The organism is Roseateles sp. (assembly GCF_039595595.1).
Taxonomy (GTDB): domain Bacteria; phylum Pseudomonadota; class Gammaproteobacteria; order Burkholderiales; family Burkholderiaceae_C; genus Roseateles.
In genome coordinates this window covers 79,056-92,670 of record NZ_JBCNLG010000005.1, presented here as the reverse complement: position 1 = coordinate 92,670, position 13,615 = coordinate 79,056, and the positions used below count along the sequence as shown (strand labels likewise).

General features: G+C 65.7%; 12 protein-coding genes. 7 read left to right on the top strand and 5 right to left on the bottom strand.

The genetic code is table 11. From position 1 onward, the window contains the following. Positions 1–50: 50 nt before the first annotated feature. Genes can through ABDW61_RS08685 form a run of 5 tightly spaced genes read left to right on the top strand, consistent with a single transcriptional unit; the run spans position 51 to position 5,646 of the window. The gene (gene can / locus ABDW61_RS08705; protein ID WP_343638054.1) at positions 51–728 is read left to right on the top strand and encodes a carbonate dehydratase; all 678 of its coding nucleotides are present in this window, start codon (positions 51–53) and stop codon (positions 726–728) included. A 36-nt stretch (positions 729–764) separates the two neighbouring features. After that, complete coding sequence (aceK, locus tag ABDW61_RS08700) at positions 765–2,603, top strand: bifunctional isocitrate dehydrogenase kinase/phosphatase (protein ID WP_343638053.1); 1,839 nt, start codon at positions 765–767, stop codon at positions 2,601–2,603. A gap of 47 nt (positions 2,604–2,650) precedes the next feature. Continuing rightward, the gene (locus tag ABDW61_RS08695) at positions 2,651–3,829 is read left to right on the top strand and encodes an acetyl-CoA C-acyltransferase (protein ID WP_343638052.1); all 1,179 of its coding nucleotides are present in this window, start codon (positions 2,651–2,653) and stop codon (positions 3,827–3,829) included. 13 nt (positions 3,830–3,842) lie between these two features. Further along, positions 3,843–4,511: an SDR family oxidoreductase gene (locus ABDW61_RS08690; RefSeq protein WP_343638051.1), complete on the top strand. Its 669-nt coding sequence runs from the start codon at positions 3,843–3,845 to the stop codon at positions 4,509–4,511. Positions 4,512–4,515: 4 nt separating this feature from the next. Further along, on the top strand, positions 4,516–5,646 hold the full coding sequence (locus tag ABDW61_RS08685) for an acyl-CoA dehydrogenase family protein (RefSeq protein WP_343638050.1): 1,131 nt from the start codon (positions 4,516–4,518) through the stop codon (positions 5,644–5,646). Between the two features lie 40 nt (positions 5,647–5,686). On the opposite strand, the gene ABDW61_RS08680 is transcribed toward ABDW61_RS08685, so the two are convergent. From ABDW61_RS08680 to ABDW61_RS08660, 5 genes are all read right to left on the bottom strand, one after another. Beyond that, a complete protein-coding gene (locus ABDW61_RS08680; protein ID WP_343638049.1) occupies positions 5,687–6,439 on the bottom strand; it encodes a carbonic anhydrase family protein in 753 nt (250 codons plus the stop codon). A gap of 197 nt (positions 6,440–6,636) precedes the next feature. Next, a complete protein-coding gene (locus ABDW61_RS08675) occupies positions 6,637–8,706 on the bottom strand; it encodes a S41 family peptidase (protein WP_343638048.1) in 2,070 nt (689 codons plus the stop codon). A 522-nt stretch (positions 8,707–9,228) separates the two neighbouring features. Continuing rightward, positions 9,229–10,095: a hypothetical protein gene (locus tag ABDW61_RS08670; RefSeq protein WP_343638047.1), complete on the bottom strand. Its 867-nt coding sequence runs from the start codon at positions 10,093–10,095 to the stop codon at positions 9,229–9,231. A 19-nt stretch (positions 10,096–10,114) separates the two neighbouring features. Further along, a complete protein-coding gene (locus ABDW61_RS08665; RefSeq protein ID WP_343638046.1) occupies positions 10,115–10,810 on the bottom strand; it encodes a hypothetical protein in 696 nt (231 codons plus the stop codon). Between the two features lie 158 nt (positions 10,811–10,968). Continuing rightward, on the bottom strand, positions 10,969–11,682 hold the full coding sequence (locus ABDW61_RS08660; RefSeq protein WP_343638045.1) for a hypothetical protein: 714 nt from the start codon (positions 11,680–11,682) through the stop codon (positions 10,969–10,971). A gap of 266 nt (positions 11,683–11,948) precedes the next feature. On the opposite strand from ABDW61_RS08660, the gene ABDW61_RS08655 reads away from it, so the two are divergent. Together ABDW61_RS08655 and ABDW61_RS08650 are read left to right on the top strand one after the other, a co-directional pair. Continuing rightward, positions 11,949–12,944, top strand: a complete 996-nt coding sequence (locus ABDW61_RS08655; protein WP_343638044.1) for an LD-carboxypeptidase — start codon at positions 11,949–11,951, stop codon at positions 12,942–12,944. Further along, entirely contained in the window at positions 12,941–13,603 is a 663-nt protein-coding gene (locus ABDW61_RS08650) for a glycoside hydrolase family 25 protein (protein WP_343638043.1), read from the top strand. The genes ABDW61_RS08655 and ABDW61_RS08650 overlap by 4 nt, the downstream gene beginning before the upstream one ends. The last annotated feature ends 12 nt before the right edge of the window (positions 13,604–13,615 follow it).

Below are 13,615 nucleotides of genomic sequence, written 5' to 3'. Positions count from 1 at the left end.
TCGCGGTTCTGACATCCGCTGACGCTGCGCAACCGCGACAATCCCGCCCCATGAGCACGAACGACCACATCGACGGGTTGCTGGACAACAACCAGCGCTGGGCCACCGAGACCGAGGAACGCAGTCCCGGTTTCTTCTCTCGCCTGCTGAAGCAGCAGACGCCGCAGTATCTGTGGATCGGCTGCGCCGACAGCCGCGTGCCGGCCAACGAGCTGGTCGGCCTGCTGCCGGGCGAGCTGTTCGTGCATCGCAACGTCGCCAACGTCGTGGTGCACTCCGACCTGAACTGCCTGTCGGTCATGCAGTTCGCGGTCGACCAGCTGCAGGTGCGGCACATCATCATCGTGGGCCACAGCAACTGCGGCGGCGTGCGCGCCGCGCTCGAAGACCTGCGCGTGGGCCTGGTGGACAACTGGCTGCGCCATGTGCAGGACGTGCGCAACCACCATCAGGAATGGCTGGACCAGCTCAATCCCGAGCAGCGCGTCAACGCGCTGTGCGAGCTCAACGTGCTGGAGCAGGCCCGCAACGCCTGCCAGACGACGGTGGTCCAGGATGCCTGGGCGCGCGGCCAGTCGGTGGCGGTGCATGGCTGGGTCTACGGCCTGCACAACGGTCTGCTGAAGGACCTGAGCGTCACCGCCGCGGGTCCGGACGACGTCGGCCCCGCCTACCGCCGCGCCCTGGAGGCGCTGCACCGCCGCTACGAGGCGGCCATGGGCCGCTGAGCCCGGGCGCGGGAGGGGCGCGGGATGAGTGCGGCGATGTTTCCCCACGAGCTCACCGATCCGCGCGCGTTCGAGATCGCGCAGACGATGCTCGAGGGCTTCGACAAGCATTACCGGCTCTTCCGCGCCGCCTCGGCGACCGCCAAGCAGCGCTTCGAGCAGGCGGACTGGCAGGGCCAGCAGCGCGCGCAGCGCGAGCGCATCGAGTTCTACGACCTGCGCGTCGACGAAGCCGTCGCGCTGCTGGAGGAGCGCTACACCACCAGCGCGCTGCCCAGCGAGGTCTGGCAGCAGGTCAAGCTGCACTACATCGGCCTGCTGACCAAGCATCTGCGCCCGGAGCTGGCCGAGACCTTCTTCAACTCGGTCACCACGCGCATCCTGCACCACAGCTACTTCCACAACGAGTTCATCTTCGTCCGGCCGGCGATTTCGACCGAGTACATCGAGAACGACCAGCCCGGCGCGCAGTCGACCTATCGCTGCTACTACCCCTCGCAGGACACGCTGCGCGACACCTTCCTGCGCATCGTGTGGAACTTCCAGCTGGCGGTGGAGTTCGAGGACCTGGAGCGCGACATCGACCTGGTGCTGAAGGCGGTGGGCGAGCAACTCGGGGCCTTCCGCTGGCGCACCAACTTCCAGGTGCAGGTGCTGTCCTCGCTGTTCTATCGGAACAAGGGCGCGTACATCGTCGGCAAGGTCATCAACGGCTTCACCGAGACGCCCTTCGCGCTGCCCATCCTGCACAAGGAGCGGCCTGACGGCGAGGTCGATGCGTCGCCGGCGCGGCGCCGGCTCTACATCGACGCGGCGCTGTTCGGCGAGGACGAACTGCAGATGCTGTTCAGTTTCGCGCGCGCCTACTTCCTCGTGGACATGGAGGTTCCGAGCGCCTACGTGCAGTTCCTGCGCTCGCTGATGCCGCGCAAGCCGCGCTCGGAGATCTATTCGGCGTTGGGGCTGCAGAAGCAGGGCAAGAACCTGTTCTACCGCGACTTCCTCAACCACCTGCGCCACAGCAGCGACAAGTTCCGCATCGCGCCCGGCATCAAGGGCATGGTGATGCTGGTCTTCGACCTGCCGTCGTATCCCTTCGTCTTCAAGGTCATCAAGGATTTTTATCCGCCGCAGAAGGACACGACGCGCGAGCAGATCCAGGCCAAGTACCTGCTGGTCAAGCAGCACGATCGCGTCGGGCGCATGGCCGACACGCTGGAGTACACGCGCGTGGCCTTTCCGCGCCACCGCTTCGAGGACGAGCTGGTGGCCGAGCTCAAGCACTTCTGCCCGTCGCTGCTGGAGGAGTCCGGCGAGGACCTGGTCATCAAGCACCTGTACATCGAGCGCCGCATGGTGCCGCTCAACATCTACCTGCAGGAGGCGTCTCCCGCGCAGCTGGCGCATGCGGTGGTGGAGTACGGCAACGCGATCAAGGACCTGGTGGCGGCCAACATCTTCCCGGGCGACATGCTGTGGAAGAACTTCGGCGTGACGCGCCACGGCAAGGTCGTGTTCTACGACTACGACGAGATCGAATATCTCACCGACTGCAACTTCCGCAAGGTGCCCGCGCCGCGCAACGAGGAGGAGGAGCTGTCCGGCGAGGTCTGGTATCCCGTCAACAAGCTGGACGTGTTCCCCGAGACCTTCGGCCCCTTCCTGCTCGGCCATCCCGGCGTGCGCGACGTCTTCCTGGCGCATCACGCCGACCTGCTCGATCCGGCGTTCTGGCAGACCCACAAGGAGCGCATCCTGGCGGGCCATGTCGAGGATGTCTTCCCTTACGACCCGCACAAGCGCTTCCACGTCCACGGCGTGGCGCCGGCCCTGAAGGTGCCGGAGCCGCAGGACCGGGAGCTTCCCATCCACTGATCCGCCGCGGCCCGCGGGGCCGCACCGATTCCCTTGAAGGAGACCCCATGTCCGATTCCATCGTCATCGTTTCCGCCGCGCGCACGCCGATCGGCGGCCTGCTAGGCGACTTCGCCGGCCTGGCCGCGTGGGAGCTGGGCGCTGTCGCGATCAAGGCGGCCGTCGAGCGCGCCGGCGTGCCGGCCGACTCGATCAGCGAAGCCCTGATGGGCAACTGCCTGATGGCCGGTCAGGGCCAGGCGCCGGCCCGGCAGGCGGTGCTGAAGGCGGGGTTGCCGCAGTCGGTGGGCGCGGTCACGCTGTCCAAGATGTGCGGCGCCGGCATGCGCGCGGTCATGTTCGCGCACGACACGCTCAAGGCCGAAAGCGCCGACGTCATGATCGCCGGCGGCATGGAGTCCATGACCAACGCGCCGCATCTGATGTTCGCGCGCAAGGGCGTGAAGTACGGCGCCGCGCAGATGTATGACCACATGGCGCTGGACGGCCTGGAGGACGCGTACGAGCGCGGCAAGGCGATGGGCGTCTTCGCCGAGCAGTGCGTCGACAAGTACGCCTTCACGCGCGAGGCGCAGGACCAGTTCGCGATCGCCTCGACCGAGCGCAGCAAGCGCGCCAACGAGGATGGCAGCTTCAGCTGGGAGATGGCGCCGGTGACGCTCGCCGGCAAGGGCGGCGAGACCGTGATCTCGCGCGACGAGCAGCCGTTCAAGGCCAAGCTGGACAAGATTCCGTCGCTCAAGCCGGCGTTCAAGAAGGACGGCTCGATCACGGCCGCGACCTCGTCGTCGATCTCCGACGGCGCTGCCGCGATGGTGCTGATGCGCGAGTCCACCGCGCGCAAGCTGGGCGTCACGCCGGTGGCGCGCATCGTGGGCACGGCGGTGCACGCCAACGCGCCGGAGTGGTTCACGACCGCGCCGGTCGGCGCGATCCAGAAGCTGTTGGCGAAGAACCAGTGGGACGCCAAGAGCGTCGACCTGTGGGAAGTCAACGAAGCCTTCGCCGCCGTCACGATGGCCGCGATGGCCGAGTTCAAGCTGCCGCACGAGATCGTCAACGTCAACGGCGGCGCCGTGGCGCTGGGCCATCCGATCGGCGCCTCGGGCGCGCGCATCCTGGTGACGCTGCTGGGCGCGCTCAAGCATCGCGGCCTCAAGCGTGGCGTCGCGGCGCTGTGCATCGGCGGCGGCGAAGCGACGGCCGTCGGCGTCGAGCTGATCTGAAGGGCGTGAATTGATGGCGCAAGTCCTCATCATCGGCGCGTCGCGCGGCATCGGCCTGGAGCTGGTGAAGCAGCATCGCGCGCTGGGCGACACGGTGGTCGCCACGGCGCGCGACGATGCCAGCCTCGACAAGCTGCGCGCGCTGGGCGCGACGGCGATCAAGCTCGACGTGTCGGACGTGATCAGCATCGCGGGCCTGGCCTGGCAGCTCGACGGCTACCAGTTCAACCGCGTCATGTACGTGGCGGGCCTGTACGGGCCCAAGACCATCGGCCTGCAGCCGCCGAGCCAGGCGGACTTCGACGCCGTCATGCACACCAACGTGCTGGGTCCGATGCGGGTGCTGCCGCAGCTGCTGGACGCGCTGGCGCCGGACGCGCGCATCGGCATCCTGTCCTCGCGGATGGGATCGCTGACGCTGCGGGCGAACTCGGCGGGCTGGGTCTACCGCGCGTCCAAGGCGGCGGTGAACTCGGTGATGAAGGACCTGGCGCTGTCGCTGGACGGCCGCGCGGTGTGCGTCAGCCTGCATCCGGGCTGGGTCAAGACCGACATGGGCGGCCAGGAGGCCGACATCGACGTGGCCACCAGCGCCTCCAGCCTGCGCGGCGTGCTCGACGGCCTCAAGGCCGGCGACAACGGCGGTTTCTTCAACTACGACGGCAGCGCGCTGCCCTGGTGATCGCATGATCCTTTCCGAAGACCACCGCGCCGTGCAGGATGCCGTTCGCGCCTACGTGCAGGACCAGATCGCGCCGAAGGCGGCCGAGTGGGACAAGTCCCATCATTTCCCCGCCGCGGAGCTCAAGGGTCTGGCCGAGCTCGGCTGCTACGGCGTGGCCGTGCCGCATGAGTACGACGGCGCGGGCCTGGACTACCTGGCGCTGGCGATCATCCTGGAGGAGATCGGCGCTGGCGATGGCGCGACTTCGACCGTGGTCAGCGTCAACAACTGCCCGGTGTGCAGCATCCTGATGGCCTTCGGCAATGAGGATCAGAAGGAGCGCTTCCTCAAGCCGCTGGCGCGCGGCGACATGCTGGGCGCGTTCTGCCTGACCGAGCCGCATGTGGGCTCGGAGGCCGGCGGGCTGAAGACGACCGCCGTGCGCGATGGCGACGACTACGTCCTGAACGGCGTCAAGCAGTTCATCACCAGCGGCAAGAACGGGGACGTCGCGATCGTGATGGCGGTGACGGACAAGGCGGCCGGCAAGAAGGGCATCTCGGCCTTCCTGGTGCCGACGTCGACGCCGGGCTACGTGGTGGCGCGCATCGAGGACAAGATGGGCCAGCACGCCAGCGACACGGCGCAGATCCTGTTCGAGCACTGCCGCGTGCCGGCCGCCAACCGGCTGGGCGAGGAAGGGCAGGGGCTCAAGATCGCGCTGTCGGGGCTGGAGGGCGGGCGCATCGGCATCGCGTCGCAGTCGGTGGGCATGGCGCGCGCGGCCTTCGAGGCGGCGCTGCGCTACAGCAAGGAGCGGGTCGCCTTCGGCGTGCCGATCTTCGAGCACCAGGCGATGCAGCACAAACTGGCCGACATGGCCACGCAGATCGAGGCGGCGCGCCAACTGATCTGGCATGCGGCGTCGCTGAAGGACGCCGGCCAGCCCTGCTTGAAGGAGGCGGCGATGGCCAAGCTCTTCGCCAGCGAGATGGCCGAGCGGGTCTGCTCGGCGGCGATCCAGATCCACGGCGGCTACGGCTACGTCAGCGACTTCCCGGTCGAGCGCATCTACCGCGACGTGCGCGTCACGCAGATCTACGAAGGCACCTCGGAAGTGCAGAAGATTCTGATCGGGCGCGCGCTGGGCTGAGGCGGCGTGAACGGGCCGGCCCGAGCGGGCCGGCGCCGTCTCACTCGCTTTCCTTCACTTCGCGGCCGTTGAGCGCCTGCACGGGCCGCGCATTGCTGCCGATCAGCTTGCGGAACGCGCCGAGCTGCTGGCTCGAGAGCGTCGTCGGCGTCTTCAGCACCATCCAGTGCACGCCTTCGGAGCAGGGCGGCGTCGTGAGCGAGCCGGCGAAGTCGTAGTAGCCCAGCGATGCCGGCAGCAGCGCGGCCAGGTCGAGCGACAGCTCGTCCACGGTGATCTTCTCGCCCTTGCGCGGCAGGTGCTCGAAGACCGGCGACAGCGCCGGATTGGCCCGGCCTGCCTTGATCAGCACCGCCACCACGCCCAGTTCACCCGCAGCGGTCTTGTGGACGAAGTGGACGACCATCGGCTGTGACTTGCCCTGGATGCGTTCCTCGCTGGGCGTGTGGAAGTGGAACTGCAGCAGCTCATAGGTCTGGTCCCCGACTTGCAGCGTGTTGCCGGGTGGCAGGTTCACCTGCACGGTGTGGCCGTTGTTCCAGATCGTTGGCGTGGCGCTGCCGTAATGGAAGACGAGCTGGGGCAGGGCGGTCTTCACCGTCCGGGTGATGTCGATCGGGCTCTGTTGATGGCCGAGCGCGCATTGGGCGAAGGACGCGTCGATCTCGCTCCAGTGGGCGGCGCCCTCGCTGCCGGTGTAGGTCCAGTGCGGCGGCGCCGCGGATGCGGACAAGGCGGACGACAGGAGGCCGATCGACAGGGCGGCGGACAGCGCGCGGGCGTGCAGGGTCATGGTGCTTCGTGGGTGGTGGAGGCGGGGAAGGGAGGCCCGGGGGGCCTCACGCCGGCCGGCAGTGTGGCACGCGCCGAAAGGGGTTTTCCGGCGTTTCGCGCTGAAGTCGAGGGCGAAACGCATGTGGCGTTTGGGTCGTGTGAAGACGGTGTGCTGATTTCGTTCGCATTGAATGAAAACCAGCGTTTTCTGTCTCGCTACATGGTGCACGAGCGTCGCCCTGACGCTACTTGGACTGCAGCGTTCAGAACGGGGTCGCTGCCAGCAACAATGTCTGCCAGCGATGGCTCCACCAGTATGTCGGGCACCAAGCCATCGGGGTTGGCCAGCTTCCCATCCGCCGACAGCACGTCGTTCGCAGTAAAGGACACGAACAGCCCGCCAGGCAGGGAAGCTGCAGCAACGTTTCCATAGGTGCCAAAGGTGTTCTGCCCGACGGTGCAGAGCTTCGTCACCGACTTCAGCAACAGCACGGAGTATTCGCCTTGGCTTTGAGTCTCTGGTCCGATCAGCGCGATGACGCGTCCGCGCCACTGAGTCACAGCACGATTGGTGGTGACGCTCTGCACCACGGCTCCTTCGCCGATCCCCTGCCGAGGCATGACGTGAGTCGGTCCTGCGGCCATGGGTGCCTTCAGCAGGCGCCCCGCGAGCGCCCAGGCTGCGCCGCGCGGATATCGGCGTAGATCGACGATGAGTGACGCCGCGTTTCCCAAAGCTGCATCGACAGTCGCAAGGTCTTCAGTCTCCGAAAGGTCCAGGTATCCCACCGATGCGGAGAGCATTCGCGTGGATGACTGCGATGCCTCAATTGCGCGAGCAGACGTCGCCTGCATCTTCAGATCGAGTTGCTGATTTCCGCGCTTGACACGGATCACTGCGGTTTGACCCACTGGTCGCTGGCTGAGTAAATCGAGAGCGAGCAGTTCACGCGATGCAGGGGTCGCTGCGCTGACAAAAGGGAGCTGCGCCGCCACCGCCTCCGCGATGGGCTTACCGTCTATCGCGAGCACCTGATCGCCGCGGCGGGCGGCCATCGGTGGGCTGCCATCGACATCCTTGACGACGAAGCGCGATCCCACCCGTCGCAGACGCACCGGCAAGGCGCCTTCACCGACGCGTGCGCGCATCCATCGCCCCATCAACTTCGCGTGTCCGTCGTTGAGCGATGCCAGCATGCACCGCAGAACGTCCACATACCTGTCCTTCGAAGTGGCCTCGGTCATGGCAGCGGCTGCCTGATCGAAAGCCGCATTCCATCGCGCTGCCGGGAAAGTGAGTGGACGTGACGCCGCCTTGATTGACGACCACAGTTTGATTGCGGCCATCGCTCGCCAAGCCGCGTCTGGAACGTCGGGGGGACGCGGCGACTCTGGCTCGGTGACGGCTGTTGCCGTCCGGGCGAAGCCGGGGATAGGCCCCATGGATGTAGAACTCGTCCCGGCACTGGTCAAGCCACAAAGATCCCGGGACTGCGGACAAAGCTCAAAGCGGCCTGCTACCGGCAATGGTCGTGACGATGAATCAGCCGCGTCCAACGCCGGCACACGGCCGCGTTTGGATTCGTCCTCCACCTCGACGAATATCGCGGTCGTGAAGCGGAACTCCCGGCCATTCCCGACCGGGACAGCCTCCATCGCACCCACCATTGGCGGATCTCCCGAGCCTGAGATGAATAGCTCGGCCCGGCGCTGTTGAATCAGCGCCCACGCCGCTCGCGTGACGACGGTCCGTTCGTCAGCCACGATGCTCATGCGAAGCGCGCGCCCAGGGCGCTTGGCTGCCAAATCCCGCCCGCCTTCAAGGCGCATGCCAGACGACATACCGTCCATGCCATGGGCCACGTCGAAGCCACCGCGAAACGCGTGCTGAACTGCCGGCAATCGCAGCGGCTGCGTCATGAGGCGAGAAAGCACCTCTTGAAGACTGGTCTCGTCGACCATGAGCCGATCGCCAAGCGGGCGCAGATCCAGAATGACTTGGGAGACATCAGAACGGCTTTCGAGTGCGGAAAGCGCTTGCTCCAGATCCTCATCAAGACGACCCTCAGCAGTTGAAAGCGCTTGGTCCTGCGGCAGCCGCAAGATCCAAGCACCGTCAGCGGCCCGAGTCATGCGCTGAACGTCTCGCGGCATTTGGTGCTGCGTGATCTCTACGGGCCTTGAAATCCGCGCGTTGATATCGTGCATCGAGCCAGCCAGGCGAACGAACGCCTCATCGGCAGCGTCGTGATCGTGCGCGCAGAGAGCTTCGAGTTCCTCAGCCATTCGCTGCTCCCACCCGATCCCCGGAACTGCCATTGCAAGTCCGTGCCACCGCACGCCATGCCAGACATCGGCTATTACTCGAAGGCGTTCTGGCGCGCAGGCTACCGCGCTCCCGGACGCGGAGGCTGCCCCGGCGAAAGCTCCGATGGGGATTGCCACCAAGACGGCGGCCCAGCGCCGGAGCAGAGTTCTTCTCATGGTTGGGAAAGCGGCGGTGTCGGCATCGGGCCAGTCTCAGGCGTCCCTATTGGGTTGCTCTTGAGGTGGAATTAATCGCAAGTCCACCTTTAATTTCAACGATCCTGTCTGCTTCATCTATGGAGCTCGGTCGATGTGTAATTATCAACCTGGTCATTCCACGCGCGCCAACTGTTGAATTTACCTTCTCCTCGCTTTTGGGGTCTAAGTGGTTTGTCGCCTCATCCAGAATGAGAATCGCCGGGCAGGAGTGAAAACCGAGATTCGCCAGGCCCTGCAGAAGAGACCTGACTTCGATTCCCGCCGAATCAAGATTTCGCGACATCATTTCTGACATATTCCACCGGGGCCCAAAGAACGAACCAGATTGGTGGGAAGATGCGACGCTCCGACGAAGATCACATTCACTTCCGGAGCATGAAGCGCCGCCATCAATTCCCCCTTGAGGTGTGCGTCCCGCCGGCGGGCCGCATCATTGACTAGCAGTTTCGCGCCGATGCGGCGCATATCTCGCTCGTACGTCTCCAGGGCCGATGTGAGCGAACTGCGGTCATTCAGACTGGCGAGTAGAGCTTTGGCCGATACATTGAAGGCACCGCAGTTGGTTAGGAATGCCCAAGCCATTTCCGCTTTGTCTTGCCCGCTTGATTCTGAATATACGAGGTGCTGTTGCTCCGCTGACTCAAGATATGCCACCTCAAGGCCGGCTATTTTGGCGGCATTCGCGATGTTGCGTTCGCCCCAGTTCCCGGAAGATATCATCCGAGCGCAGTAGTCTGACGATATGGTTAGCAAGTCATCTGGCGTGAGTATTGCGAGGTGTTCGCTTGAAAACGAATAAAAGCTCAACACTCCCGCGCTTATGAATTTGTCATGAATTCTCTCTTTCCATTCCACGGGGAAATCCCATATTGGAGAAGAGAGCGGCTCTTCGTCCTTTTTTGGAGCGGTCTCAAGCCAGATCTTGGGCGCAGATCTCGCATTGGTCGCGATTGCGTGAATGATCGATGCGTCGCTGGAAGTATCCCGATTGTGGGCGATGGGGATGACAATACTTTCGGACGTGTTGGTCGTGCCGAAACAGAGCGGCTTTTTCCACTCCTGCTTGCCAATGTCCTTCGCTGAAGAAAGGAGTCCAGGGAAGACCAGGGCGACTGTGACGAGAAAATGTTGCACTGTAGAAAAGCGCAATGCGCCTCCGTTCCTCATTTCAATCCGAGTTGAAAGCAGGCGCAAGCGCCGCAGGAACGGGCAGCTCCGAGGTCGAGATCCGGATCTGCTTCAGCGACACATCGATGGGGCGACACCTGCTCGGGAAATACTCGCAGAGCAGTACCGTCTCGCCCTGGGCCGCACGCACTGAACCATCCGTGAAAATGAAAAGCCCGGCCCCCGTGGGATATGGGAACGACACAGCTATATCAATATCCTTGCGGCTGATGGGCTCCAGCCTTTCCGCATAGCGGGTCAGATTGTTGGTCGAGCGGGTCAGCCATTCACCATGGAATGTGAAGGCGCCATGAATGATCAGCGCGGACATGAGTTTCCCTTTCCAGGGAACCGCGTTCAGCGTTCGGCCGGACAGGGCGACGTCGGCACAGGCGGAATAACAGCCGCCGGCGACGAAGACATCCATTTCCTGGGCGCGCCACGCCAGCCGCGCACCCGAAACGCCAATGCCGCCCGGCACGTCGATCAGCCAGAGCCTTTCAATGGATGGATTGGCATCAAGCAGCGAGAGCGCTTCGTTGACCAGTTGTTCGGTCAGGATGGCGTCGCGGACGACCAAGGCATCTCCACTGAGATGCACGTGAGGATTCGGCGCGGGGGTGTATGCAGGTTTTTCTGTCGCCGCTTGGGCATTCATCACCATGAACGCCGTCAAAACCGTAGCGAGGATCTTCATTGCCATTCCTGAACTGTCGAGAAAACCAGACCAGTCTAGGAATGAATTCGCCGTGCATGTTCTGGGATATTTGCCTAACAAATATCCGCCAGTTCACCCACCGATATCGGTGGAAGGCGTCCGCCTTCAGTCGTTCAAATGAATGAGTCCGAGCCGGCTCATTCCTCCTCGGCGTTCAGCCCGCTTTGCCAGACCGGCAGCGCGGCATCGAACATCGAGGGCGCGCTTCCCAGCGCTTTCGGATCTCGAGCCAGCTTGAGCCACGTCAAGGTGTCGTGGTGGCTGCCCGGCAGCAGGTCACGGCCGCGTTCCGCGCTCAGCCACGCATGCAGCGAGGCGTATTGCGCCGGGTGACGCTGCGCCGTCCAGCTCAGCGCCACGAGGTCGCCATAACCTTCCTCGCGCCGCGTCGACTTCATCGAGAGAAACGCGCGCTGCAGATCCGCGCTCAAACCCTCCGGGGCCGGAGCCGCCGTGAATCCCGCCGGCAGGTTGAACCACGCGCCCTCCAGGTAGCGGCGGCAGTGACCCAGCTCGTGCGCGGCCATCAGTTCCAGCGCGCCGTCCTCCAGTCCCGCCGGCAGGCGCTGCATCGTGGCCTCGCCTTCCGGATTGCCGCGCAGGCTCAGCACCAGCTTGCAGCGGCCGTCCCGGAACCCCAGCGCCAGCGGCGCGGCTTCCGGCGCGTCCTGCGGCTGCACCACGATGTCCACCGGCATGCCCTCGGCCTTGGCGTGCTGCAGCACTGGTGTCATGCCGGCGATCCAGCGCTGTTCCAGCGGTGTCAGTCCGGCCGCCTGAGCCACCAGGCCGGACAGGAGCAACGCGCTGGCGAACGTGGCACGGAGGGCGGGAAACAGCACCGATTTCATGGGGACCTGCGACTTCCAGGAAGACATCGACGAGGCGGAGGGCGCGGCCGGCCTGGCGACCGCGCATCGCGTGTGAACCCCGATGGTGACGGGCAACGGCGGCCGGTGGGCGCCAGCGAGCCCATCAACCGGGGGCTCGGCGTGACGGGTTGCGCGTGTCGTCGATCGGCGCGCCCGGCCTCCGCTCACGCTCCCCGGCACCGCGCCGGAACCCCGCTCCGCGCCTGCGCACTGACCGCGTCTTCCATCACGGTCCGAGCTCACCCATGACCGCCACTTCCGCCGCTCCCCCGACCTGGGTCTTCCTGCAACCCGGCGACACCATCGACGTCATCGCCCCCTCCTCGCCACCGCCCGATCCCGAGGCCACCATCGCCGCGATCCGCGCCTATTTCGCGGGCACCGACCTGAAGGTCCGCATCCCCGATGGCCTGATCGATCCCACCGAGCCGCTGCTCGCCGCCAACACCGCCGAACGGCGCGTCGCCTTCATCGAGCAGGCGCTCCATGCCTCGGACTCCCGGGCCGTGTGGGCCATCATGGGCGGCGGCTGGGCCTCGGAGCTGATGCCGCTGCTGCAGGCCATGCGCAAGCCGGCGCGGCCCAAGCCCATCCTGGGATACAGCGACGTCACGGCGCTGCACGTGTTCTTCAATCACAACTGGGGCTGGCCCACGCTGCACGGCATCGAGCTCGGCGCCAACGGCGACATCGGTCCGGGATGGAATCGCGATCCCATCGTCGAGATGCTGGCGGTGCTGCGCGGGCAATGTCCGGTGCCCACCTACCCGCTGGCCGCGCTCAACGCGGCCGCCTCGCGACCCGAAGTGCTGGAGGGGCTCCGGGTGATCGGCGGCAACAGCCTGCTGCTGTCCGCGCTCAAGGGCAGCATCGACTTCACGCCCGACACGCGCGGCGCCGTGGTGTTCATCGAGTCGGTCGCCAACGGACCCGGCGAGCTGTCGCGGCTGTTGGATGGCTTCCTCTACTCCCCACTGATCATCGAGGCGAGCGCAGTGATGTTCGGCGACTGGGTGCAGACCGGCGGGAAACCGAATCCATCGCTGGTGCAGACCCAGTTCGACTATCTCCAGCGCCGCTTCGCCGGCGCGCTCGACCCGCGGGGCATCCCGGTGCTGCGGGCCGACAAGCTCTTCGGCCACGGGCCGGTCAACCGGCCGCTGCCGCTGAACACGCCGGCCACCTTGACGCTGGGCGCGAGTCCGGCATTGGCCGTTCAGTCAGGCGGGTGCGGCGCATGAGCACCGTTCCCGGCCTCAACGCCTTCGTCGACCTGAGCCACCACAACCCCAGCGTCGACCTCGCGGCCGCGCGCGATGCGGGGCTGGCCGGCCTGATGCACAAGGCCACGCAGGGCGTGTCCTTCGTCGATCCCGCCTACGCCGAGCGCGCCAGCCAGGCGCGATCGCTGGGTCTGCTGTTCGGCGCCTATCACTTCTGCACCGCCGAGCCGGTGGACCGGCAGCTCGACCTGTTCCTGGACACGCTGACGGCATCGGGCCGCGACGGCGTGCTGCCCTGCATCGACTGGGAGCCCAATCCGCTGGCGTCGCAGGGGACCATGACGCAGGATCAGCTCGTGGCCCTGATCGCAGGGTTCCACGAGCGCACCGGCGTCTATCCCGTGCTCTACGGCGGCTACTGGATGCTCGGCGCCCTGTCGGCGGGCCACCCGCTGGGCGACATCGGCCGCTGCCCGCTGTGGCAGGCGTTCTATTCGTCGGACTTCGGTTGGCTGAGCGACATCTGGGAGCGCTGGACCTTCCTGCAGTACACCGATGGCACGCGGGGCCCCGGTCCGCATGAGATGCCCGGCCTCGGCCCGGTCGACCGGGACACCTTCAACGGCTCGCTGGAGGAGGCGCGGACCTTCTGGCAGACGCAGGCGCTGCGCGGCTGATCCGGGCATGGC

Bases quoted from the DNA above. Each gene is read 5' to 3' on its own strand.
- ABDW61_RS08695 (WP_343638052.1), top strand. From the start codon at position 2,651: ATGTCCGATTCCATCGTCATCGTTTCCGCCGCGCGCACGCCGATCGGC.
- aceK (WP_343638053.1), top strand. From the start codon at position 765: ATGTTTCCCCACGAGCTCACCGATCCGCGCGCGTTCGAGATCGCGCAG.
- ABDW61_RS08690 (WP_343638051.1), top strand. From the start codon at position 3,843: ATGGCGCAAGTCCTCATCATCGGCGCGTCGCGCGGCATCGGCCTGGAG.
- ABDW61_RS08680 (WP_343638049.1), bottom strand. From the start codon at position 6,439: ATGACCCTGCACGCCCGCGCGCTGTCCGCCGCCCTGTCGATCGGCCTC.
- can (WP_343638054.1), top strand. From the start codon at position 51: ATGAGCACGAACGACCACATCGACGGGTTGCTGGACAACAACCAGCGC.
- ABDW61_RS08655 (WP_343638044.1), top strand. From the start codon at position 11,949: ATGACCGCCACTTCCGCCGCTCCCCCGACCTGGGTCTTCCTGCAACCC.
- ABDW61_RS08660 (WP_343638045.1), bottom strand. From the start codon at position 11,682: ATGAAATCGGTGCTGTTTCCCGCCCTCCGTGCCACGTTCGCCAGCGCG.
- ABDW61_RS08650 (WP_343638043.1), top strand. From the start codon at position 12,941: ATGAGCACCGTTCCCGGCCTCAACGCCTTCGTCGACCTGAGCCACCAC.
- ABDW61_RS08665 (WP_343638046.1), bottom strand. From the start codon at position 10,810: ATGAAGATCCTCGCTACGGTTTTGACGGCGTTCATGGTGATGAATGCC.
- ABDW61_RS08685 (WP_343638050.1), top strand. From the start codon at position 4,516: ATGATCCTTTCCGAAGACCACCGCGCCGTGCAGGATGCCGTTCGCGCC.
- ABDW61_RS08675 (WP_343638048.1), bottom strand. From the start codon at position 8,706: ATGGCTGAGGAACTCGAAGCTCTCTGCGCGCACGATCACGACGCTGCC.